At 71.4% G+C, this 21,442-nt stretch carries 19 protein-coding genes and 1 riboswitch; of the genes, 3 read left to right on the plus strand and 16 right to left on the minus strand.

Annotation, left to right across the window (positions count from 1 at the left end; all coding sequences use genetic code 11):
• The first annotated feature begins 177 nt into the window (after nt 1-177).
• Nucleotides 178-1,356 (plus strand): Glu/Leu/Phe/Val dehydrogenase dimerization domain-containing protein, encoded by a 1,179-nt coding sequence (locus ACWC5O_RS04265; RefSeq protein ID WP_450584879.1) that lies wholly within the window; start codon nt 178-180, stop codon nt 1,354-1,356.
• A 95-nt stretch (nt 1,357-1,451) separates the two neighbouring features.
• The gene (locus ACWC5O_RS04270; RefSeq protein ID WP_450584881.1) at nt 1,452-2,072 is read left to right on the plus strand and encodes a TetR/AcrR family transcriptional regulator; all 621 of its coding nucleotides are present in this window, start codon (nt 1,452-1,454) and stop codon (nt 2,070-2,072) included.
• Between the two features lie 74 nt (nt 2,073-2,146).
• On the opposite strand, the gene ACWC5O_RS04275 is transcribed toward ACWC5O_RS04270, so the two are convergent.
• From ACWC5O_RS04275 to ACWC5O_RS04285, 3 genes are all read right to left on the minus strand, one after another.
• Nucleotides 2,147-2,932 (minus strand): SGNH/GDSL hydrolase family protein, encoded by a 786-nt coding sequence (locus tag ACWC5O_RS04275; protein WP_450584883.1) that lies wholly within the window; start codon nt 2,930-2,932, stop codon nt 2,147-2,149.
• Nucleotides 2,933-3,188: 256 nt separating this feature from the next.
• Complete coding sequence (locus ACWC5O_RS04280) at nt 3,189-4,106, minus strand: peptidoglycan DD-metalloendopeptidase family protein (RefSeq protein WP_450584885.1); 918 nt, start codon at nt 4,104-4,106, stop codon at nt 3,189-3,191.
• A gap of 4 nt (nt 4,107-4,110) precedes the next feature.
• A riboswitch (cyclic di-AMP (ydaO/yuaA leader) is annotated at nt 4,111-4,273 on the minus strand.
• A gap of 303 nt (nt 4,274-4,576) precedes the next feature.
• Nucleotides 4,577-6,670: an alpha-galactosidase gene (locus ACWC5O_RS04285; RefSeq protein ID WP_450585083.1), complete on the minus strand. Its 2,094-nt coding sequence runs from the start codon at nt 6,668-6,670 to the stop codon at nt 4,577-4,579.
• 171 nt (nt 6,671-6,841) lie between these two features.
• On the opposite strand from ACWC5O_RS04285, the gene ACWC5O_RS04290 reads away from it, so the two are divergent.
• On the plus strand, nt 6,842-7,639 hold the full coding sequence (locus ACWC5O_RS04290) for a tyrosine-protein phosphatase (RefSeq protein WP_450584887.1): 798 nt from the start codon (nt 6,842-6,844) through the stop codon (nt 7,637-7,639).
• A gap of 6 nt (nt 7,640-7,645) precedes the next feature.
• Here the strand turns inward: ACWC5O_RS04290 and ACWC5O_RS04295 are convergent, their stop codons facing one another.
• From ACWC5O_RS04295 to hpnC, 13 genes are all read right to left on the minus strand, one after another.
• Nucleotides 7,646-7,768, minus strand: a complete 123-nt coding sequence (locus tag ACWC5O_RS04295; protein ID WP_450584888.1) for a DUF6126 family protein — start codon at nt 7,766-7,768, stop codon at nt 7,646-7,648.
• Nucleotides 7,765-8,388: a helix-turn-helix domain-containing protein gene (locus tag ACWC5O_RS04300; protein WP_450584890.1), complete on the minus strand. Its 624-nt coding sequence runs from the start codon at nt 8,386-8,388 to the stop codon at nt 7,765-7,767. Before ACWC5O_RS04300 ends, ACWC5O_RS04295 begins: the two co-directional genes overlap by 4 nt.
• A gap of 65 nt (nt 8,389-8,453) precedes the next feature.
• Complete coding sequence (locus ACWC5O_RS04305; protein ID WP_450584891.1) at nt 8,454-9,839, minus strand: aspartate aminotransferase family protein; 1,386 nt, start codon at nt 9,837-9,839, stop codon at nt 8,454-8,456.
• On the minus strand, nt 9,836-11,758 hold the full coding sequence (gene dxs / locus ACWC5O_RS04310) for a 1-deoxy-D-xylulose-5-phosphate synthase (RefSeq protein ID WP_450584893.1): 1,923 nt from the start codon (nt 11,756-11,758) through the stop codon (nt 9,836-9,838). The genes ACWC5O_RS04305 and dxs overlap by 4 nt, the downstream gene beginning before the upstream one ends.
• A gap of 41 nt (nt 11,759-11,799) precedes the next feature.
• Nucleotides 11,800-12,915: a flavodoxin-dependent (E)-4-hydroxy-3-methylbut-2-enyl-diphosphate synthase gene (ispG, locus tag ACWC5O_RS04315; protein ID WP_450584894.1), complete on the minus strand. Its 1,116-nt coding sequence runs from the start codon at nt 12,913-12,915 to the stop codon at nt 11,800-11,802.
• Between the two features lie 4 nt (nt 12,916-12,919).
• Nucleotides 12,920-13,942: an adenosyl-hopene transferase HpnH gene (gene hpnH, locus ACWC5O_RS04320; protein ID WP_450584895.1), complete on the minus strand. Its 1,023-nt coding sequence runs from the start codon at nt 13,940-13,942 to the stop codon at nt 12,920-12,922.
• A gap of 5 nt (nt 13,943-13,947) precedes the next feature.
• Nucleotides 13,948-14,589 (minus strand): phosphorylase family protein, encoded by a 642-nt coding sequence (locus ACWC5O_RS04325; protein WP_450584897.1) that lies wholly within the window; start codon nt 14,587-14,589, stop codon nt 13,948-13,950.
• Nucleotides 14,589-16,640, minus strand: a complete 2,052-nt coding sequence (gene shc / locus ACWC5O_RS04330) for a squalene--hopene cyclase (protein WP_450584898.1) — start codon at nt 16,638-16,640, stop codon at nt 14,589-14,591. Before shc ends, ACWC5O_RS04325 begins: the two co-directional genes overlap by 1 nt.
• Before the next feature lie 116 nt (nt 16,641-16,756).
• Entirely contained in the window at nt 16,757-17,821 is a 1,065-nt protein-coding gene (locus tag ACWC5O_RS04335) for a polyprenyl synthetase family protein (protein WP_450585085.1), read from the minus strand.
• Between the two features lie 68 nt (nt 17,822-17,889).
• Nucleotides 17,890-19,317, minus strand: coding sequence for a hydroxysqualene dehydroxylase HpnE (hpnE, locus tag ACWC5O_RS04340; RefSeq protein WP_450584900.1), 1,428 nt, complete (start codon nt 19,315-19,317; stop codon nt 17,890-17,892).
• Nucleotides 19,314-19,439, minus strand: coding sequence for a DUF6380 family protein (locus ACWC5O_RS04345; protein WP_450584902.1), 126 nt, complete (start codon nt 19,437-19,439; stop codon nt 19,314-19,316). Before ACWC5O_RS04345 ends, hpnE begins: the two co-directional genes overlap by 4 nt.
• Nucleotides 19,439-20,389, minus strand: a complete 951-nt coding sequence (gene hpnD, locus ACWC5O_RS04350; RefSeq protein WP_450584904.1) for a presqualene diphosphate synthase HpnD — start codon at nt 20,387-20,389, stop codon at nt 19,439-19,441. Before hpnD ends, ACWC5O_RS04345 begins: the two co-directional genes overlap by 1 nt.
• The gene (hpnC, locus tag ACWC5O_RS04355) at nt 20,386-21,312 is read right to left on the minus strand and encodes a squalene synthase HpnC (RefSeq protein WP_450584905.1); all 927 of its coding nucleotides are present in this window, start codon (nt 21,310-21,312) and stop codon (nt 20,386-20,388) included. Before hpnC ends, hpnD begins: the two co-directional genes overlap by 4 nt.
• Nucleotides 21,313-21,442: the final 130 nt, after the last annotated feature.

Raw genomic sequence — 21,442 nt, forward strand, 5'->3', positions numbered from 1 at the left:
CTCCTGGTGGAGTCGCTGAGGCCCTCCATTATGGTCGGCGCCTCCGACAGACCGGGGTGGCCGGGGTCACAGGCCGGCGCCCTGCGTGCGCCGCTGAGGGTCCGTCGCCCGTTGACACGCCGTCCACCGGCTCCGAATACTGAATCGTGATTCAGTAATGCTCACCCGGGAGACCCCATGACCGCCCCCCTGATGTCGCTCGTCTGGACCGACCACATCACCGGCCGCCGGGGTTTCCTGGTCGTGGACCGGCTGGTGCGGGGCGTGGCCAGCGGCGGGCTGCGGATGCGGCCCGGCTGCACCCTGGAGGAGGTGGCCGGACTCGCCCGCGGCATGACGATGAAGGAAGCCCTGCACTACAACCCCGAGAGCCGTTACGTCCCTCTCGGCGGGGCCAAGGGCGGCATCGACTGCGATCCGCAGGACCCCGGGGCGTACGACCTGCTCGTGCGCTACCTGCGTGCCATGCGGCCGTACATCGAGAGCTTCTGGACCACCGGCGAGGATCTGGGCCTCAGCCAGGACCTGGTGGACCGTGCGGCCGCGGAGGCGGGCCTGGTCTCCTCCGTGCAGGCCGTGTACCCGCTGCTGGACGACGAGACGGCGGCCCGTGAGCGGCTCGCGGACGCCTTCGCCGTCGAGGTGGACGGCATCGGCCTGGACGAGCTGGCGGGCGGCTGCGGAGTGGCCGAGTCGGTGCTGGCCGCCCTGGACCGGGCGTCGGTGCCGTACCGGGGCACCCGGGTGGCCGTGCAGGGCCTGGGCACGATGGGCGGGGCCACGGCCCGCTTCCTCGCGCGCGCGGGGCTCACTGTGGTGGCCGTGGCCGACGTCAAGGGGACCGTCGCCAACCCGGAGGGGCTCGACGTGGAGGCGCTGCTGGCCGCGCGGGACGCCTACGGCACGGTCGACCGCTCCGCGCTGCGCCCCGGCGACCGTGAACTGCCCGGTGACGCGTGGCTGTCCGCGGACGCGGAGGTGCTGGTGCCCGCCGCGGTGTCGTACGCGATCGGCACCGCCGAACAGGAACGGATCACCGCCCGCTGGATCGTCGAGGCGGCCAACATGCCCGTCCTGCCGGAGGCGGAGGCGCTGCTGGCCGCGCGCGGGGTGACCGTGCTGCCGGACGTGGTGGTCAACTCCGCCACGAACGCCTGGTGGTGGTGGACCCTGTTCGGCGACATCGGCCCGGACGCGGATGAGGCGTTCGCCCACATCCGCCGTTCGATGCGCGCCCTGGTCGGCCTGATGCTCACACGCGCGGAGGTCGACGTTACGACCCCGCGCGCCGCCGCCCACGCCCTGGTGAGCGACCGCCTGCCGGTGATCGCGGAGCGCTTCGGCTGGTACCGCTGACGCCGGCCGGGCGCCTCTGGGCCCGCGGCACGCGAAGTGGCCGAAGGAGCCGGGCCCTTTCGGCGCGGCCCTGAGCGACGGATTAGGGTGACCGCGTGGCGAGAGTGCGGTTGAGTGTGGCCGAGCGGCGGGAGGAGTTGCTGCGGGCCGCCATCGAGCAGATCGAGGTGCGGGGCGTGGCGGCGGTGAGGATCGCCGACGTGGCCTCCGCGCTCGGTGTGAGCAACGCGCTGGTGCTGTATCACTTCTCGACCAAGGAGAAGCTGGTCGCCGAGGCCTTCACCTACGCGGCCGCGGACGACCTCGCGCATCTGCGGGGGCTGCTGGGCCGGCGCACCTCCGCGCTGCGGCGGCTGCGGGCCGCCGTGCGCTGGTACGCGCCCACGGGCCAGGCCAAGGGCTGGCGGCTGTGGATCGAGGGCTGGGCGGTGGCGCTGCGCGAACCCACCCTCCGGCAGGTCACCCGCGATCTGGACCAGCAGTGGAAGGCGGCGATCACCGAGGTCATCGCGGAGGGCGTGGCGGCGGGCGAGTTCGCGTGCGCCGACCCGGCGGGAGCGGCGCTGCGGCTCACCGCACTCCTGGACGGCCTCGCGGTACAGCTGACGTCGTACCCGGGCGCGGTGCCGCGGTCCCGGGCGCGGCAGTGGGCGGACGAGGCCCTGGCCCGGGAACTCGGGCTGGGCCGGGAGGCGTTGGCCGAGCGGGAACGGTGAGCGTCCGGTCGGGGCGGTGGTACGGCTGTGCCCCGCACCGCCGCGCTCGCGGTGCGGGGCACGGACGCCGGCCGTCACGCGACCGACGCGATCCGCATCTTGATGTCGTCCGGCGACAGGGTGCCCTTCGCCGTCACATGGTCCCCGGAGGACTCGCCGCGCAACCGGCGGCCGATCCACGGGACGAGGTACTCGCGGGCCCAGTGGACGTCGTCGCGGCGGATGTCCAGGGTGCCCCGGGGCGGGAGCGGCGGCCAGGGCTGCTCCGGGTCGGCCGGGATCTGCAGGCCGAGGGCCTGGCCGGCGCGCAGCGCCACGCGCGTGTGCCCCTCGGGTGAGAGGTGGAGCCGGTCGTCGTCCCACGCTCTGCGGTCCTGGACGGACTTCAGGGACCACAGGTCGAGCACGGGGCAGCCGTACCGGTCGGCGATGGCGCGGACGTGCCCGTTGTAGGTCGCGATCTTGCCGCGCAGATGCTTGAGCAGGGGGACGCCACGGGTGTCGAAGCCGGTCGTCACCAGCACCGTGCCCGCGGATTCGGTGAGCTGGGAAATGGCCCGCTCGAAACGCTCGGCCACCTCGTCCGGGTCGGTGCCGGGCCGGATGATGTCGTTGCCGCCCGCGCAGAAGGACACGAGGTCCGGGGCCAGTTCGACGGCCTTCGGGAGCTGGTCCGCCATGATCTGGTCGAGCAGCTTTCCGCGCACGGCCAGGTTGGTGTACGCGAAGTCGCCCTCGGGACGCCGGTCCGCGAGCAGTACCGCGAACCGGTCGGCCCAGCCCACGAACGCCCCGTCGGGGCCGGGGTCGCCCACGCCCTCGGTGAAGCTGTCCCCCACCGCCACGTACGACCCGATCACTGATCTGTTGTCATTCTTCGAATCGTCTGCCACGTCGGACCATGATTCACCTTCGGATGTGACCTACGCGACCGTAGGCAGGGGTTGACGAACGGTGAGATGAGACACCCTTAAATCATTTGCCAATCCAGGAATAGCGCCCCGGTCGGACGCGTTGACGTGCGCACACGCCGAAGGCCGGACCCCGGGACGGGGTCCGGCCCTCGGCGGCTGTCAGGCAGGTGATTCTCGAGAGTGGGTCCCGGTGCCGGGAGCCTCAGACGGCGACGCCGTGGGAGCGGAGGTAGCCGACCGGGTCGATGTCCGAGCCGTAGTTCGGCGTGGTGCGGATCTCGAAGTGCAGGTGCGGGCCGGTCACGTTGCCGGTCGCGCCGGAGAGGCCGATCTGCTGGCCCGCGGTCACGGTCTGGCCGGCCGAGACGGAGAGCTGCGAGAGGTGGCCGTACTGGGCGTAGTAGCCGTCGTTCAGCTTGATGACGACCTGGTTGCCGTACGCGCCGCCCCACCCGGCGGAGACGACGGTGCCGGCGGCGACGGCCTTGAGCGGGGTACCGGTCGGCACGACGAAGTCGACGCCGGTGTGGTAGCCGCTGGACCACATGCTGCCGGCCACGTGGTAGCCGGTGCCGATGGTGGCGCCGGCGACCGGGAGGGTGTGGCCGGTGGAGGGCACGGAGGGGGCGGAGGGTGCGGTGGCGGCACCGGAGGCCTGGCCGGACTGGGACCGGGACGGGGACGCCGGCGCCGGGGCGGAGGGCTCGGTGTGCGCCTGGGCGGCCTTCGCGCCGAGCGACAGCTTCAGACCCGGGTGGATAAGCGAGGGGTCCTGACCGACGGCCTGCCGGTTGTCGTCGTAGAGCCGCTGCCAGCCGCCGCTGACGTGCTGCGCGCCGGCGATCTTCGCAAGCCAGTCGCCGGACTTCACCGTGTAGGTACGCACACCCGAATTCTGCTGTGCGGCCGCCTTCTTCACAGCCGCCTTCTTCACGGCCGCCTTTTCCACGGCCGGAAGGGACAGCACGGCCTTTCCGGGAACGGACTGCGTGGTGGCGGCGTGCGCTCCGGTGGCCCCGAGGAGCGGCAGGGCCAGCGCGGCGCCACCGGTTCCGGCGACTGCGATCGAGCGGGTGAAACGCGGGGTCTTGGGACGGCGGTGCTTACCCTTCGCGGGCATGGCGCATTCCTCTCCGGCGCCTGCGAGGTGAGCTGACGGGTTCGGGCTGGAGCTGCCCGGCCGCGTGGTGCGCGGCTGCACCCCAGCCTGTCTCGGAGACCGGGACAGGCAGTCGTACCTGGCGGGTCCCCCGCTCCTGCCGAACACGGGTGAAGTGTGTGGGGACTCCGGGCGGCGGCAGGATTCGGCGTTCCGTCCGGATTGGTGGCGAACGTAAGCGAGCAAGACGCACCCGGACAAGCAGCTGGTTCCAGACGTCGGGGATTCAAGTGATCGAATTCGGGAATTCACGGTCACTTTCCGTGAATCCCCGAATCCTCCCCCTTTTCAATTGCCTTCGCCTTTATGGGGATTACGTGAACATGACGCACGACGCACGGTGACGAATATGACGCTCCTCACGCGCCGGCTCCACACGCTCCCTCACTCCAGACCGAGTTGGAACGAAGGTGCCAATTCGGACAGACAGCTCAGATGCGGCACAGTCGGAGAACCGTCGCATCCAGGTCACCCTTCAGTCCGGTGCGCAGCCCGTGGTGCAGCAGGACCGCCCCTCGGTGCACTTCGCCCGTTTCGCGGCATTCGTACGACGCCGTCGGGTCGAGTCCGCGCAGCCGCAGCGCCGGCACCGGCTCGCCGTAGCGCTGCGCCTGGAGGCAGGCGAGGACCACGGCCGCGTCCCCGAGGACGTACTGGACGGCGCTCAGGCCGCCCGTCGGGGGCCGCAGCCGGTACTGGTCGCCGCGCTGGACGACCGGGCGGATCTCCTTGTAGAGCTCCACCCACCGGTGGGCCTCGGCCAGTTCCTCCCCGGTCCACTCGGTGAGGTCGCCACCGACGCCGAGCACCCCGGCCATCGAGCTGACGAAACGGAACCGCAGCGAGCTCTCCCGTCCGTTGAGCTGGGTGTTCGGGCTGTCGGTGACCCAGGCGGCCATGACCCGCGCCGGATGGATCTGGCTGAAGCCGTGCTGGATGGCGAGCCGGTCGAGCGGGTCGGTGTTGTCGGAGGTCCACACCTGGTCGGTGCGGCTCATCACGCCGAGGTCGATCCGCCCGCCGCCGCCCGAGCAGGACTCGAAGGCGACCGAGGGATGGGCTGCGCGCAGCCGGTCCAGCAGGGCGTACAGGGCGCGGACGTGGTCGACCCACAGGCGCTGCGGGTACGGCTCCCCGGGCCAGCCGGCGTCGGTGAAGCAGCGGTTGAAGTCCCACTTCACGTAGTCGACCGGGGCGCTCGACAGGAGGGTGTCCAGCTGCCCCCAGAGGTACTCCTGGACGTCTTCGCGGGCGAGGTTGAGGACGAGCTGGTTGCGCAGTTCCGTCCGCTTACGTCCCGGTTGGTACTGCACCCAGTCGGGGTGGGCTCGGTAGAGGTCGCTGTCGGGGTTGACCATCTCGGGCTCGACCCAGATACCGAACTGCATACCGAGGTCGTGCACCTGGTCGGCGAGGGGCTTGAGGCCGTGCGGGAAGCGGTCGGGGTTGGGCGTCCAGTCGCCGAGGCCGGCCCGGTCACTGGTGCGGGCACCGAACCAGCCGTCGTCCACGACGAACAGCTCGACGCCGATCTCGGCGGCCCGGCGGGCGAGGGCGGTCTGCTGCTCCTCGGAGATGTCGAAGGTGGTCGCCTCCCAGGAGTTGAACAGCACCGGCCGGTCCCGCTCCGCGTCCGGGATGACGTACGCCCGCTGGTAGGCGTGCCAGGTGCGGCTGGCCCCGCCGAAGCCGCCGTCGCTCCACAGGCCGGCGAAGACGGGAGTGGTGTACGACTCCCCCGGCTGGAGCAGCAGGAGGCCCGAGTCGTCGTAGCCGGCGCCGCCGGTGATCTGCACGCGCGCGTCCGGAAGTTGGGCGACGGCGATCCGCCAGGAGCCGGACCAGCCGAGCGCGCAGCCGTAGACCTCGCCGCGTTCCTCGGTCGCGTCGGTGTCCAGCGCGACCCAGGGCAGGTGCTGGTGGCCGGTGTGGCCGCGACGGCTGCCGATGGACTTCTCGCCGTAGGTGAGGGGGGATGTGGTCAGCAGGGACTCGGCGGCCCAGCGGCCGTGCAGCTGGGACAGCCGCCAGCCCTCGCGGTCCGGCAGGGTCCAGGTGGCGGCGTCGGCGCGCAGCAGCTCCACGCGCGCGTGCGAGCCGTTCTCCACGGTCACCCAGCGCTCCACGACGTCCCCGCGCATCCGGTAGTGCAGGGTGACGGCGAGCCCGTCGTCGTCGAAGCCGAGCCGCAGTTCGTCACCGTCGGCGCTGCCAGCACCGTCTTCGATGGAGTACGCCACGAAGCGCCACTCGGTGCCGCGCCGCTCCTCGGTGCGCACGGACAGGGCCGGACGGACGAAGCGGGGGCCGCCCTCGACGGGGTATTCCTCGCGGCCGTCGAGCGGGGACTCGAAGGGCCAGTAGGCAGGCAGCGGGCTCACCGCCAGGGCCTCGGCGTCGGCGAGCGCGATCCGTGGCCCCCAGTGCAGGTGCAGCAGTTCGTCCGCCTCGCTGAGATGCAGCGCATAGCTGCTGCCGGGCCCCGACAGGAGCCACGTACGACCGTCTTCGGCGATGTCCACCATCGAGACCTCACAGGTGTCAACAGATCCGCTCAAGTGCGAACATCATTAGGCCCCGCAGCCCCTGGTGGCAACGCCTGTGGACAACTCATTGCCCGAGGAAATCGATGTCGTATCGTCGACGGAGTGCCCGTCGACGAGCCGCGCCGGCGGGGCCGACCAGGAGGAGCCCCCGTGACGCAGCAGGTCCCCTCGACCGAGCCCGAGCTGGCCGGAGTCCGCAATTTCCGCGACGTGGGCGGACTGCCGACCGCGGACGGACGGCGGGTGCGCCCAGGAGTGCTGTTCCGCAGCGGCCACCTCGCGCACGCGACCGAGGAGGACGCGGCCTTCCTCGCGTCCCTGCGCCTGCACACGATCTTCGACTTCCGCAACGCGGCCGACCAGAAGCTGGAGGGCCCGGACGTCGAGCTGCCCGGCGTGCGGAACGTGAACCTGCCGCTGAGCGACCCGGCGGACGGCGCCGAGTTCTGGAAGATGGTCCGCGACGGCGACATCGAGCAGCTGCGCGGCATCCTCGCGGACGGCAAGGCGGCGGCCCGGATGGTCGCCTCGTACCGGACGATCGTCAAGGAGCGCACCGGCGAGCACTCCCGGGTGCTGCACGCGATCGCCGAGGACAGCGTGCCCGCGCTGATGCACTGCGCCGCGGGCAAGGACCGCGCGGGCATCTCCATAGCCGTCACGCTTCTTGCCGTGGGCGTGGAGCGCGATGCCGTCGTCGCCGACTACCTGGAGTCCAACGCCACGCACCGGCGCTACAAGGTCCGTCGCAACGGCAGCCCGGACACCGCGTACACGCCCGAGGTGATGGAGCTGCTGAGCCCGCTCTTCGACGCCCGCGCCGAGTACCTTCAGGCGGCCTTCGCGAGCATCGAGGAGACGTGGGGCGGCGTGGACGCCTACTTCGAACAGGGCCTGGGGCTCACCCCCGAGACCCGGGAGCGGCTGCGGGAGCGCCTGGTGGACTGACGGCGGTCAGCCCTTGGCGCCCAGCGCGAACAACAGGTAGAGGAACGCGGCGAACAGGTGGCCGACGGCGATGTAGATGATCAGCCGGACCCACAGCGAGCGGGGGAACCTCTCCTCGAAGTTGCTCATGGCAGCTCTCCAGTCAGCGGGCCCAGGCACAGCGCGGCCGTGGGGCTCTGCAGCAGGGTGTGGACGAACAGCAGCTCCACGCCGTCGTGGTCCTCGGCGGCGAGGCGGTGCGGGGTGAGCGAGTCGAAGTGCGCGCTGTCGCCGGGCGTCAGCAGGTGCGCGGTGTCCCCCAGGCGCAGCCTGAGCCGCCCCTTGAGGACATGGAGCCACTCCTCCCCGGGGTGGACGCGCACGATGTCGCCCTGGGCGCCGTACGGCACCCGGACGCGCAGCGCCTGCATGCCGCGCCCCGGGGCTCCGGCCTGGAAGTAGGTCCAGCCGCCCGCGTGGGTGGGTTCCATGTCGGCGGCGCGCACGACGGCGTCCCGGTCGGCGACCGTCTCGCCGAGCAGCTCCGAGACAGTCGTACCGTAGATGCGGGCGAGCGCGAGCAGCATCGGCAGCGAGGGCTGGCGCTGCCCGGTCTCCAGCCGGGACAGATGGGCCGGCGAGAGCCCGGCCGACCGGGCCGCGGCCTCCAGGGTGAGGCCGGAGCGCCGGCGCAGGGCGCGCAGCTGCGGCGCCACGGCGGGCAGGTCGTCGCCCTGGCCCGCCGGCGGCGCGGCTTCTGAGGCGTTCATGCCTCCATTCAGCCGGACCGTTGCCTCTGCGGCAAATTTCTTGCCTCACAGGCAAAATCCCGGCTTCAGCGGTTGGCCACCGCCTGCTTGATCAGGGTCTTGCCGAAGTCCCACATGAGGCCCCCGCCGTTGTGCGCGTCGTCCATCACCGCCGTGAAGGCGTCGACGAACCGGCTCACGTCGGCCTCGTTCACGACCAGCGGCGGGATCAGCTTGATGACCTCCAGATGGTCGCCGGAGACCTGGGTGAGGATCCGGTGCCGTTGCAGCAGCGGTACGACCACCATCTGCGCGAACAGGCCCTTGCGCGCGGCCTGGAGCATGGTCCAGCGGCTGCGCAGCTTCAGCGAGCTGGGCTTTCCGAACTCGATGCCGATCATCAGGCCCCGGCCGCGGACGTCGGCGAGCAGCTCGTACTTGTCGATCAGCGCGGTGAGCCGGGACTTCAGCAGGTCGCCCGTGGTGCGCACCCCGGCGACGATCTGCTCGTTCTCCATCACCGACAGCACGGCGAGGCCGGCCGCCATCGCCTGTGCGTTGGACCCGAAGCTCGCCGAGTGGACCAGGACGCGGTCCATGGACGAGTAGACCTTCTGGAAGATCCAGTCCTTGCCCAGGGTCGCACCGACCGGGACGTAGCCGCCGGACAGCGCCTTGGCCACGCACACCAGATCCGGTTCGACGCCGTCCTCGTGCTGGTAGGCGTAGAAGTCGCCGGTGCGGCCGAGGCCGGTCTGCACCTCGTCGGCGATGAGCAGCGCCTTGTGCCGGTGCAGCAGGTCCTGCGCGGCGCGCAGACAGCCGGGCGGGGCCTCGTGAACGCCCTTGCCCTGGATCGGCTCCACGATCAGGGCGGCCACGTCGCCCTTCTTCAGCTCTCGCGCGAGCGCGTCGAGATCGCCGAGGGGTACGGCGGTGTCGGGGAGCAGCGGGGCGAAGCCGTCCCGGAAGCCGTCCTCGCCGTTGACCGACAGGGAGCCGGTGGTCAGGCCGTGGAAGGCGTGGTCGCAGTAGAGGACGCGCGGCCTGCCGGTGGCGTACCGGGCGAACTTCAGGGCGGTCTCGACGGCTTCGGTGCCGCTGTTGCCGAAGAACACCCGGTCCAGGTGCGGGCTGTGGGCGAGCAGCCGCTCCGCGAGCAGGCCGGGCAGCGGCTGGCAGTCGAAGCGGGTGAGGTCGGCGAGGTTCAGGTCCATGACGTCGTGCAGCGCCTTGCGGACGACCGGGTGGTGGCGGCCCAGGCCCATCACCCCGAACCCGGCGAGCATGTCCAGGTAGTCGTTGCCGTCCGCGTCGTAGAAGTGGGCGCCCTCGGCGCGCTCGTAGACCTTGTCGAAGCCGATGGTGTGCAGCATGCGCGGGAGCTGCGGGTTCAGGTACTTCGCGTGCAGCTCGTAGCGCTCGGCTCCGCGGTCGGCGAGGAGGGCGCCGAGGTCGAACTCCTTGGTCATTCAGCTTTCTCCTTGACTGTGCCCCCCGCGTCCTCGACTGCGAAACTCGCGTCCTTGGCGGCCAGGCTCGCGCCGATCCGTCCGGCGATCTCGACGGGCGTGAGGCCGATGTCGGCCAGCACCTCGCTGCGCTTGGCGTGCGCGAGGAACTGCTCCGGGATGCCGAACCGCCGTACCGGCACGTCCACGTCGGCGTCGCCGAGGGCGAGCGCCACGGCCGAACCGACCCCGGCGGCCCGGCTGTTGTCCTCCACGACGGCCACCAGCCGGTGTGCGGCGGCCAGCCCCGGCAGCTCGGGGTCGACGGGCTTGACCCAACGGGGGTCGACCACGGTGCAGTCGATGCCCCGCGCCGCCAGCAGCTCGGCGGCCTGCAGGCACACGGGCGCCATCACGCCGACGGCCACCAGCAGCACCTCGGGGCCTTCGCCACGGTGCAGGACGTCCATGCCGCCGACGCGGTCGACCGCCGGGATCCGCGGGCCCACGGACTCCTTCGGGAAGCGGACCAGGGTGGGCGCGTCGTCCACGGCGACGGCCTCGCGCAGCTGAGCGCGCAGTTGATCGGCGTCCCGCGGCGCGGCGATCCTGAGGCCCGGGACGACCTGCAGGACGGACATGTCCCACATGCCGTTGTGCGACGCCCCGTCCACGCCGGTGACGCCGGCCCGGTCCAGCACGAAGGTCACCCCGCACCGGTGCAGGGCGACGTCCATCAGCAGCTGGTCGAAGGCACGGTTGAGGAAGGTGGCGTAGACGGCGACGACCGGGTGGAGCCCGCCGGTGGCGAGACCGGCGGCGGAGACGGCCGCGTGCTGCTCGGCGATGCCCACGTCCCACACCCGGTCCGGAAAGCGCTCGGCGAACGCGCCGAGGCCCACCGGGTGCAGCATGGCCGCCGTGATAGCCACGACGTCCTCCCGCTCCTCGCCGATCCTGACGATCTCGTCGCCGAACACCGAGGTCCAGGAGGGCCCGCTGGACGGCGTGAGCGGCGCGCAGGTGAGCGGGTCCATCACGCCGACGGTGTGGAAGTGGTCCTCCTCGTGGGCGAGGGCGGGTTCGTAGCCGCGGCCCTTCTCCGTGAGGCAGTGGACCAGGACGGGCCCGTGGAAGCGTTTCGCCCGTCGCAGCGCCGACTCCACGGCCTTGATGTCGTGCCCGTCGATCGGACCGACGTACTTCAGGCCCAGGTCCTCGAACATGCCCTGCGGGGCGAAGGCGTCCTTGAAGCCCTTCTTCGCGCCGTGCAGGGACTCGTAGACGGTGTGGCCGACGACCGGGGTCCGCAGCAGCACGTCCTTGCCCCAGGCGAGGACCTTCTCGTAGCCGTCGGTGGTGCGCAGGGTGGCCAGGTGGTTGGCCAGGCCCCCGATGGTCGGGGCGTACGAACGCTCGTTGTCGTTGACGACGACGATCAGCGGCCGGTCCTTGGCGGCCGCGATGTTGTTGAGCGCCTCCCAGGCCATGCCGCCGGTCAGCGCGCCGTCGCCGATGACCGCGACCACATGGCCCTTCGCCCCCTGCACCTGGTTGGCCTTGGCGAGGCCGTCGGCCCAGCCGAGCGCGGTGGAGGCGTGGCTGTTCTCGATGACGTCGTGCTCGGACTCCTCGCGCGAGGGATAGCCGGACAGGCCGCCCTTGCCGCGCAGCTTGGAGAAGTCCTGACGTCCCGTCAGCAGCTTGTGGACATAGCTCTGGTGGCCGGTGTCCCACAGGATGCGGTCGACCGGCGACTCGAAGACCCGGTGGAGCGCGATGGAGAGTTCCACCACCCCCAGGTTGGGCCCGAGGTGACCGCCGGTTCTCGCCACCGCATGCACCAGGAACTCACGGATTTCTTCGGACAGTTCACCGAGTTCCGCCTCGGACAGCGCCTTCAGGTCGCGTGGTCCCCTGATGCTCTCCAGAATCGTCACGCTGGGCCCCCTCTCGGTCCGTGCCGTGCTTCAACCCCAACTCACTTCATCTGTTCCGCGAGCTTCATGGCCTCCTCGATGAGGCTCTCCACGATCCTGGACTCGGGGACGGTCTTGACGACCTCGCCCCTGACGAAGATCTGGCCCTTGCCGTTGCCCGAGGCAACCCCGAGGTCTGCCTCGCGGGCCTCGCCGGGGCCGTTGACGACACAGCCCATCACCGCGACCCGCAGGGGCACTTCCATGCCGTCCAGCCCCGCCGTGACCTCGTCGGCCAGCTTGTACACGTCGACCTGGGCCCGCCCGCAGGACGGACAGGAGACGATCTCCAGGCGCCGCTGCCGCAGCCCCAGGGATTCCAGGATCTGGATGCCGACCTTGACCTCCTCGGCGGGCGGGGCGCTCAGCGAGACCCGGACGGTGTCGCCGATCCCCCGCGACAGCAGCGCCCCGAAGGCCACCGCCGACTTGATCGTGCCCTGGAAGGCCGGACCGGCCTCGGTGACCCCCAGGTGCAGCGGGTGGTCGCAGCTCTCGGCGAGCAGCCGGTAGGCCTCGATCATCACGACCGGGTCGTTGTGCTTGACCGAGATCTTGATGTCCCTGAAGCCGTGCTCCTCGAAGAGCGACGCCTCCCACAGCGCGCTCTCGGCCAGCGCCTCCGGGGTCGCCTTCCCGTACTTCTGCAGCAGCCGCCGGTCCAGCGAGCCCGCGTTGACCCCGATCCGGATCGGGGTGCCGTGGTCCTTCGCGGCCCGCGCGATCTCCTTCACCTGGTCGTCGAACTTCTTGATGTTGCCGGGGTTCACGCGGACCGCCGCGCAGCCCGCCTCGATCGCCGCGAACACGTACTTCGGCTGGAAGTGGATGTCCGCGATCACCGGGATCTGCGACTTGCGGGCGATGGTCGCGAGAGCGTCCGCGTCGTCCTGCGTGGGGCAGGCGACGCGGACGATCTGGCAGCCGGAGGCGGTGAGTTCGGCTATCTGCTGCAGGGTGGCGCCGATGTCCGACGTACGGGTCGTCGTCATCGACTGCACCGACACCGGGGCTCCGCCCCCGACCGCCACCGGACCGACGTGGATCTGCCGCGACACGCGCCGTGGTGCGACCGGCCGGGCCGGTACCTCGGGAACGCCCAAGGGGACGGCGGTCATGGCGTCACTCCCGGTTTCCGGTGACGGTCTCGCGCATGGCCCGCAGCGACTCCTTCAGGGAGCCCATGGTGGCGAGGACGGCGGTGGGCTCGTAGCCGCAGTGCGCCATGCAGTTGGCGCAGCGCGGGTCCTTGCCGCGGCCGTACTTGTCCCAGTCGGTCTTCTCCACGAGTTCGCGGTAGGTCGGCACGTACCCGTCGCTCATCAGGTAGCAGGGGCGCTGCCAGCCGAAGAGCGAGTAGTTCGGGATCGCCCACGCGGTGCACGGGAAGTCGACCTTGCCCTCCAGGAAGTCCAGGAAGAGCGGGGAGTGGTTGAGCCGCCAGCGCCTGCGGTTGCCGCCCGCGAAGGCCTTCTTGAACAGCTCGCGGGTCTGCTCGACGCCGAGGAAGTGCTCCTGGTCGGGCGCCTTCTCATAGGCGTACGCGGGCGAGATCATCATCTCGTCCACCTGCAGATCGTCATTGAGGAAGTTGAGCACCTCGATGATGGTCTGCGGGGTGTCGGTGTTGAAGAAGGTCGAGTTGGTGGTCACCCGGAAGCCGCGCCGCTTGGCCTCCTTGATGGCCTCCACCGCCTCGTCGAACACGCCCTCCTTCGCAACGGACTCGTCGTGCCGCTCGCGCAGTCCGTCGATGTGCACCGCGAAGGCGAAGTAGGGCGAGGGCGTGAACTTGTCCATCTTCTTGCGCAGCAACATGGCGTTGGTGCACAGGAAGACGTACTTCCGACGGGCCACCAACTGGCGCACGATCTCATCGATCTGAGGATGCATCAGCGGCTCGCCACCGGCGATGGACACCATCGGCGCACCGGACTCCAGCACCGCGCCCACGGCCTGGGCCACCGGCATGCGCTGCTTGAGCACACCCGCCGGGTGCTGGATCTTGCCGCAGCCCTCGCACTTGAGGTTGCAGGCGAACAGCGGTTCCAGCTCGACGATGAGCGGAAACTTGTCCCGCCTGCGGATCTTCTGTTCAGCCAGGTAAGTAGCGACCTTGATGGACTGACGCAGCGGCATGGCCATCTGGCTCACCTCCGGGGGAGCAACAAAGAACGGTGCCATTCGAAAAAAGCAGGAAGGACGGTACGAAGAACACGGAAGGCTGATATTCCACCGCGCACCGTGCCGATCCGGACGAGTTCATGTTCTGGAGCGTCCACGACCACCCGTACGGCCGCAACCGGGCGCTCGCCCGCGCGGACGGCGCTCAGGAGCGTGGCCGCGGACTCCATGTCGACCGCGATCGCGCCCGTCGCGCGCAGGTCGGACCGCTCATGGCCGCGGACGACGTGGTCGGAGCCGGTGACGGGCCCGGTGTGGACGGTTCGCCCGGGCAGGATGCGCACGAGTCCCTTGACGAGCAGGTCGGTTCCCACGCACGGGACGGTCCCCTGCGGGTCCCGGGTCTCCTCGGCGACGACCAGGTCGCCGGGGTGCATCCCGGGTGCGAGCCCGGCGCAGAAGCCGGTGGCCAGGACGGCCGCGTCGGCCAGCGCCGGGTCCGCGAGGAGCCGGGTGACGGAGCGTTCCGCCGCCTTGGGGCCCATGCCCGTACGGACGACGGTGAACGGCCCGCCGGCACCGCCCCGGTCGCCGGTGCGCAGGGCGAGATGCTCGATGCCGAGCGCGCAGGCGATCAGCAGCGGGGCCGTGGCGGGCTGGGCGCTCATCAGCTCCCCTTGACCTCGGACAGCGGCTTCTTGATCTCGGAGAGCGGCTTCCTGGCCTTGGCGAGCAGCTGTCGCTCGAACGGGTCACCGTGCAGGTACCGGCCGAGCGCGGTGAGCGGGAAGACCTGCCGATAGAGGTGATAGTTGATGGAGAAGTCCCAGGGGAAGCCGGTGCCGGTGAAGTACGGCTCGTCCCAGGAGCCGTCCTCCCGCTGGGTCTCGGCCAGCCGGCGGACGCCGCGCTCGACGGCCTTGGAGTCCTGCTCCCCCGCCGCGAGCAGCGCCATCAGCGCCCACGCGGTCTGCGAGGCGGTGGAGGCGCCGCGGCCGCTCCACTCCCTGACGAACTTGTAGGAGCGCAGGTCCTCGCCCCAGCCGCCGTCGTCGTTCTGGACGCTCTCCAGCCAGGTCACCGCCCGCCGGATCGCCGGGTGGGAGCCGGGCAGGCCGGCCGCGGTCAGGGCGGGCACCACCGAGCCGGTGCCGTAGACGTAGTTGACGCCCCAGCGCCCGAACCACGAGCCGTCCGGCTCCTGCTCGGCGAGGAGCCACTCGATGCCGCGGCGGGTGCGCGGGTCGTGGGCGAGGCCCTCAGCGGCGAGCATCTCGACCACGTGCGCGGTGACGTCCGCGGACGGCGGGTCGATGACCTCGCCGAAGTCGCAGAACGGCAGCCGGTTCGGGAACGGGCTGGTGTTGTCGACGTCGAAGGCGCCCCACGCGCCGTTCTTCGACTGCATCCCGAGGTTCCAGCGCACCGCGCGCCCGATCGCCCCGTCCACCCGGTCGGGGTCGTGGTGCCTGACCCGGCGCAGCGCGAGGGCCACCTCGGCGGTGTCGTCGATGTCCGGGTAGTTGTCGTTGTGGAACTCGAACGCCCAGCCGCCGGGCGGCAGTCCGGGCCGCTTCACGGCCCAGTCGCCGGGCCGGACGATCTCCTCGCCGAGCATCCAGTCGGCGGCCTTGACCAGTTGGGGGTGGTCGACGGGCAGGCCGGCGTCGACCAGCGCGATGGTGGCGAGGCAGGTGTCCCACACCGGGGACTGGCAGGCCTCGATCATCCGGGCGCCGTCCTCGCGCCACACGGCGAAACGGTCCAGCGACGCGAGGCCCTCGCGCATCACCGGGTGCTGGAGGTCGTAGCCGAGCAGGTGCAGGGCGATGACCGAGTACACGGCCGGCGGCTGGATGCCGCCCCAGCAGCCGTCGTTCTCCTGACGCTCGATGATCCAGCGGGCGGCGGAGTTCATCGCCGCCTTGCGCAGACGGCGCGGGGCGACCTTGCGCAGTTGGTGCAGCACCTTGTCCAGGCGCTGGAAGGCACCGTCCCAAGTGGCCACGGGAGCAAGGGGCTTGACCGGGTTGGGGTGGGCCGGGTCGGTGTGCAGCTCGTCCAGCGGGAAGGGCGCCGGGCGGACCGGACGCTTGGCCGAGACGATGGTCAGCGGCACGATGGTCTGCCGGGCCCAGCAGCCGAAGTCGTAGATGTTGAGCGGCATCCAGCTGGGGAAGTAGATCAGCTCCGGCGGGAGTTCGGGCAGGTCCTCCCACTTCCACCAGCCGAACAGGGCCAGCCAGATCCGGGTGAAGACCCGGGCGGCGGCGATGCCGCCTCGCTCGCGGATCCACGCGGAGGCCTTCGCCATGTGCGGGGCGTCGGGCGCGTCGCCGGCCAGGCGGAGGGCGACGTACGCCTCGACGGTGGTGGACAGTTCGCCGGGCCCGCCGTAGAAGGTGGCCCAGGTGCCGTCCTCGCGTTGCTCGCCGCGGATGAACAGGGCGGCGGCCTGGGTCGTCGCCTCGTCGCGGATCCCCAGGAACTGACGGAGCAGCAGGTCCTCGGCGTCCATGGTGACGTTCGTCTCGAGGTCGCCCTTCCACCAGCCCTGGGCGTCCTGCCGTGCCAGCAGGAAGTCGGTGGCGCGCCGTGCGGCGCGTTCGGCGGCTTCTTGTACCCCGGCCGCCGCGGGGGTGGTGATGTCGGTTTCGCTGGCCGCGGGAGCGCGGGGCGGGATGGTCGCCCCGGTGCTTCCGTCGGTCGTCGCTGTCATGGCTTCCCCTTCGTGCAGTCGTGCGAGTCGTGCTGCTGTGGGTCCGCCGTCGGCCGGTGTCCGTCGTCCCTCGACACCGGCCGGCGACTACGCGAGGGCTATTCGACCGATAATGATCATCTCTTTCGTACGACGACGAAGTCGGCGAGTGCCGTGAAGGCGGCCCGCACCTGGTCGGGCATGTCGACGGCGTCCAGGGCTTCGATGGCGACGGTGTGCTGACGGCGTGCTTCCTCGGCCGTCCACTCGCGGCCGCCGGCCTCCTCGATGAGGGCCGCGCGGGCGGCGAACTCCTCCTCGGAGAAGTTCTCGAAGTCGCTGCTCTTGGCGTCGGCGGCGAGGATCTCACCGAGCCGCTCGGAGGCGGAGCCGCCCGCGGCGAGCGCGGCCACGACCGGCAGGGACTTCTTGCGCTGGCGCAGGTCGCTCCAGGTCTGCTTGCCGGTGGACTCCGGGTCGCCCCAGATGCCGAGCAGGTCGTCGACGGCCTGGAAGGCGAGGCCCAGGTGGTAGCCGTACTTCTCCAGGGCGTCGGCGGTGCGGTCGTCGGCGCCGCCGAGCACCGCGCCGATGGAGCTGGAGGCGGCGAGCAGGGCGCCGGTCTTGTTGCCCTCCATCTCCAGGCACTCCTCGACGCTGACGCGGTCGCGGTGCTCGTAGGAGATGTCCTGCGCCTGACCGTCGATCAGGGCGCGGGTGGCGGTGGTCAGGCGGCGGGTGGCGCGGCCGGCCTCGACGGTGCCGAGTTCCAGCAGGATCTCGTTGGCGAGGGCGAACAGGGCGTCGCCGACCAGGATGGCCTGGGCGGGGCCGTGCACCTTCCAGACCGTGTCGCGGTGCCTGCGCTGCTCGTCGCCGTCCATCAGGTCGTCGTGCAGCAGCGAGAAGTTGTGGACGAGTTCGACGGCGACGGCCCCGGGGATGCCCACCTCGGGTGCGGCGCCGGTGACCTCGGCGGAGAGGACGGCCAGGGCGGGGCGCACGGCTTTGCCGCCGTCGCCGTCGGCCGGCTTGCCGGCGGCGTCGATCCAGCCGAAGTGGTAGGCGGCGACGGTGTCCATCGGAGGCGCCAGGCGGTCGACGGCCGCACGCAGGACCGGTGTGGCCAGGGTCCGGCCGCGCTCCAGAAGCGCGGTCACGTCCACCGCGGTCCTCCGAGCGGGCGTCGAGGCCGGGGGCACAGTGGGCACAGTCTCTCCTCTTGTTGCGGTACCGGGGGTGCGGGGGCCTGCCGCGTGCTGATCGAGCGTCACGCCGCCTCCTCGAACTCGAAGAGGCGGCGGGGGCGGGGCCGGCCCAGGGCGCTCAGCGCGGCGTCGGCCGCACTCACTCCACTGCGGACCGCACTTTCCATGGTCGCGGGCCACCCGGTGGCGGTCCACGCTCCGGCCAGGTACAGGCCGGGGGACTTGGTACGGGCGCCGGGCCGCAGCCGCCCGACGCCGGGGGTGGGAGCGAACGTCGCCGTGCGCTCCCGGGTCACGAAGAAGTCCTTCACCACCGCGCCGCGCGTGCCCGGGATGAGGCGCTCCAGCGCGGGCAGGTAGCGCTCGCGGAGCTCGGCGACCGGCGCGTCGATCTCGTCCTGCGCGGCCGACTGGGACAACGCCAGGTACTGCCCCGCGCCGAGCCCGGACGCGTCCGTCCGGTCGAAGACCCACTGCACGGGAGTGCCGAGGGCGGCGAAGAAGGGCCGGGCCAGCACCTTGCGGTCGTAGACGACATGCACGTTGAGGATCGGCGCGGTGCCGATCCTCAGCAACTGTTCGGGGGCGTCGAGGGCGCCGGGCGGCAGCAGGTCGTGCGTCTCGCGCTGGGGTACGGCGAGGACGACCGCGTCGGCCCGGAGCGTCTCGCCGGGAACCTGAACGCTCCAGGTCCCGTTTTCGTTCATAGAGACGGAGGTGACGCGTGTACGGACCTCGGTACGGACGCCCGCGGAGTCGAGCGCCTTGCGGGCCAGCCGGTCGTGCAGTTCGCCCAGCGGGACGTGGGCCCAGCCGATGTCGGCCGCGCCCGGGTCGGACAGCAGACCGGTCTTGAACACCATCGCGGCGAGCCCCAGCGAGGCGTCGCCCGCGACCGCGTTGAGGGTGGCGACCCCGACCAGGTCCCACAGGGCCTCGACGGCACGCGCCGACTGGCCGTGAGCGGCCAGCCAGCTGCCGAAGTCCTGCGTGTCCAGGGTCGGATCGGCGAGGTCGAGCCCCCTGAGCGCGAGCGCGGCACGCCCGACCGCGGCACGCTCGGCGAGCGACAGGTGCGGATAGGTGGCCAGGCTCCGGCCCAGGTGCAGGGGTACGGGCAGGGCGTCGCGCCGCAGCCTGCCGAGACGCCGTCCCTCGGGCCGGTTCACGTCGAGTACGGGCACGTCGAGACGATCCTGCAGTGGCGCAAGCGCCGCGCCCTCGATGCGGTCGAGGAACCAGCGGTAGGCGGTGCAGCAGCGCAGGTACACGTGCTGGCCGTTGTCGACGGTCAGGTCGCCGCGCTGGAAGGAGAAGGCGAGGCCGCCCAGTCTCGGCCTGCCTTCGAGCAGGGTGACCCGGACGCCCGCGTCGGCGAGCGCGAGCGCCGCGGTGATCCCGGCGAGGCCGCCGCCGACCACGACGGCACTGCGCCCTGCCGGTGCCGGGGTGTCGGTGTGCGCCTCCGAGTGGTGTGCGCCCTCGCTCATCGTGCGTCCCTCCATGCGTGCCGGGCGTGCTGGATGAACGGTGCACGCTCGGCCGTCGCAGTCAGGGACGCCACGCCGCAGCGGAGGGTTGCCTGCCGGGGCACTGGGTCCGCAGAGCCCATCAGGCGCGCCTCCTGACGGTCCGCCGGGACACGTGCCGGGTGTCGAGGCCCGACAGTCCGCGTACGGCGACGTACGCCTTCTCGCGTCCGGGCAGTGAGACGCGGCCGCGCAGCACGGCCTCCGGGTCGCGCTCGATGCGGTCGAGCAGGCGGCGGTAGATGCCGGCCATGGCGGCGACGCAGGCGCCGCTGCGCCGGTCGAGCATGGGGAGGAGCCGGTAGCCCTCGGCGAAAAGGGCGCGGGCCCGTCGCACTTCGAAGTGCACGAGGCCCGCGAAGTCGGAGCCCTCCGGTGGGGTCGGGCCGTCGAAACCGGCCGCGCACCCGAATTTCGCGAGGTCGTCGGCGGGCAGATAGGTACGGCCGCCCTCGGCGTCCTCGCGGACGTCTCTGAGGATGTTGGTGAGCTGCAGCGCGAGGCCGAGCGTGTCGGCGTACTCGGACGCGCGCTCGGCGCCGCGCGCGCCCGGTTCCGTGCCGAACACGCCGAGCGAGAGGCGGCCGATGGCGCCGGCCACGCAGCGGCAGTAGACCTTCAGGTCGTCCCAGGTCTCGTAGGTCTCCCCGCGCACGTCCATCTGGACGCCGTCGATCAGCTCGTCCAGCCCGCCCAGCGGGATCGGGAAGGCGTGGGAGGCATGGGTGAGGGCGACGGCCACCGGGTCGGTGTCGTCCTCCTCGACCCGGCCCGCGCGGACACGGTCGAGCAGCGCCCGGGTTTCCTCGAGGCGCGCGACCTTGACCTCGCCGGGCAGGTCACCGTCACCGATGTCGTCGACACGCCGGGAGAAGGCGTACAACGCGGACATGGCGCGGCGCTTGGGCGTCGGCAGCAAGCGGATGCCGTACGCGAAGTTGCGGGCCTGCTGCCCGGTGACGGCCTCGCAGTAGCTGTAGGCGGCGAGTACCGGTGCGGACACGTGTGGCACAGACTCCACGGTCCGGATCACCCCTCTCCTCGCAGGGTCACGCCCACCTCACGCAGCAACTGGACCTTGCCGGGTCTGGGCGGGCCGGGAAGTACGTCGTGTTCGGCGGCGGCGATCGCCCGGATCGCCGCCCTTCCCCCTGCCACGAACCCCGCGAGCAACAGCTTCAACCTGCCGTGGACGCTACCCACCAGGGGGGCGCCTTCATTCAGCAGATCGCTGGCGCGTTGCGCTTCGTATGCAACCAGAGCGCGCAACGATGCGCCCGTGGTTTTCGTGGCGAGATCCGTTTCCTGGACGTGGAAGCGCTTCATGTCCTCGGCGGGCAGATAGATCCGGTCACGGCCGAAGTCCTCGGCCACGTCCTGGAGGTGTTCCACGATCTGCAGTGCGGTGCAGATGGCGTCGGAGAGGCGGATGCGCTCGGGGGTCGAGGTACCGGTGACGGCGAGGACGAGGCGGCCGACGGGGTTGGCGGACAGTCCGCAGTAGGCGAGGAGGTCGTCGTAGGTCTCGTACCGGGCGACCAGTTGGTCCTGGCGGTTGGCGGCGATCAGGCCGAGGAAGGGTTCGGGGGTGAGGGCACGGCGGCGGACGGTGGGCTGCAGGCGGCGGAGCAGGGGGTGGCGGGGCGTGCCGTCGAAGACACGCCGCAGGTCGGCCTCGAAGGCGTCGAGGAGGACCATGCGGTCCTCGGCCTCTGCGGCCGGCACGCCCAGGACGCGCGCGTCGGCTCCGCCGGGGGCCAGGTCGCCGTCGCCGATGTCGTCCACGAGGCGGGCGAAGCCGTACACGGCCATGAGGTCGGCGCGCCAGGCACGGGGCAGGAAAAAGGGGGCCACGGGGAAGTTCTCGCTCGCAGCCTTGTCCAGCGTGGCGCGCTCCAGTTCCGGCGCCGTGTCGGTTCCCGTCACCGCGCGCTGCCCTGGGCGGGGACGGCACATGCTGCGTTGAGCTGGGGAGTTTCCGTAGCCATTGCCGTCACATCTCCCGTTCTACACTGCCGACCCAATACACACTATTTCGGACACGCCGCCCGGCCCTCCGCGGGGCTGCCACCGGGAGGGTGTCGCG

This window comes from Streptomyces sp. NPDC001450, from assembly GCF_053597295.1.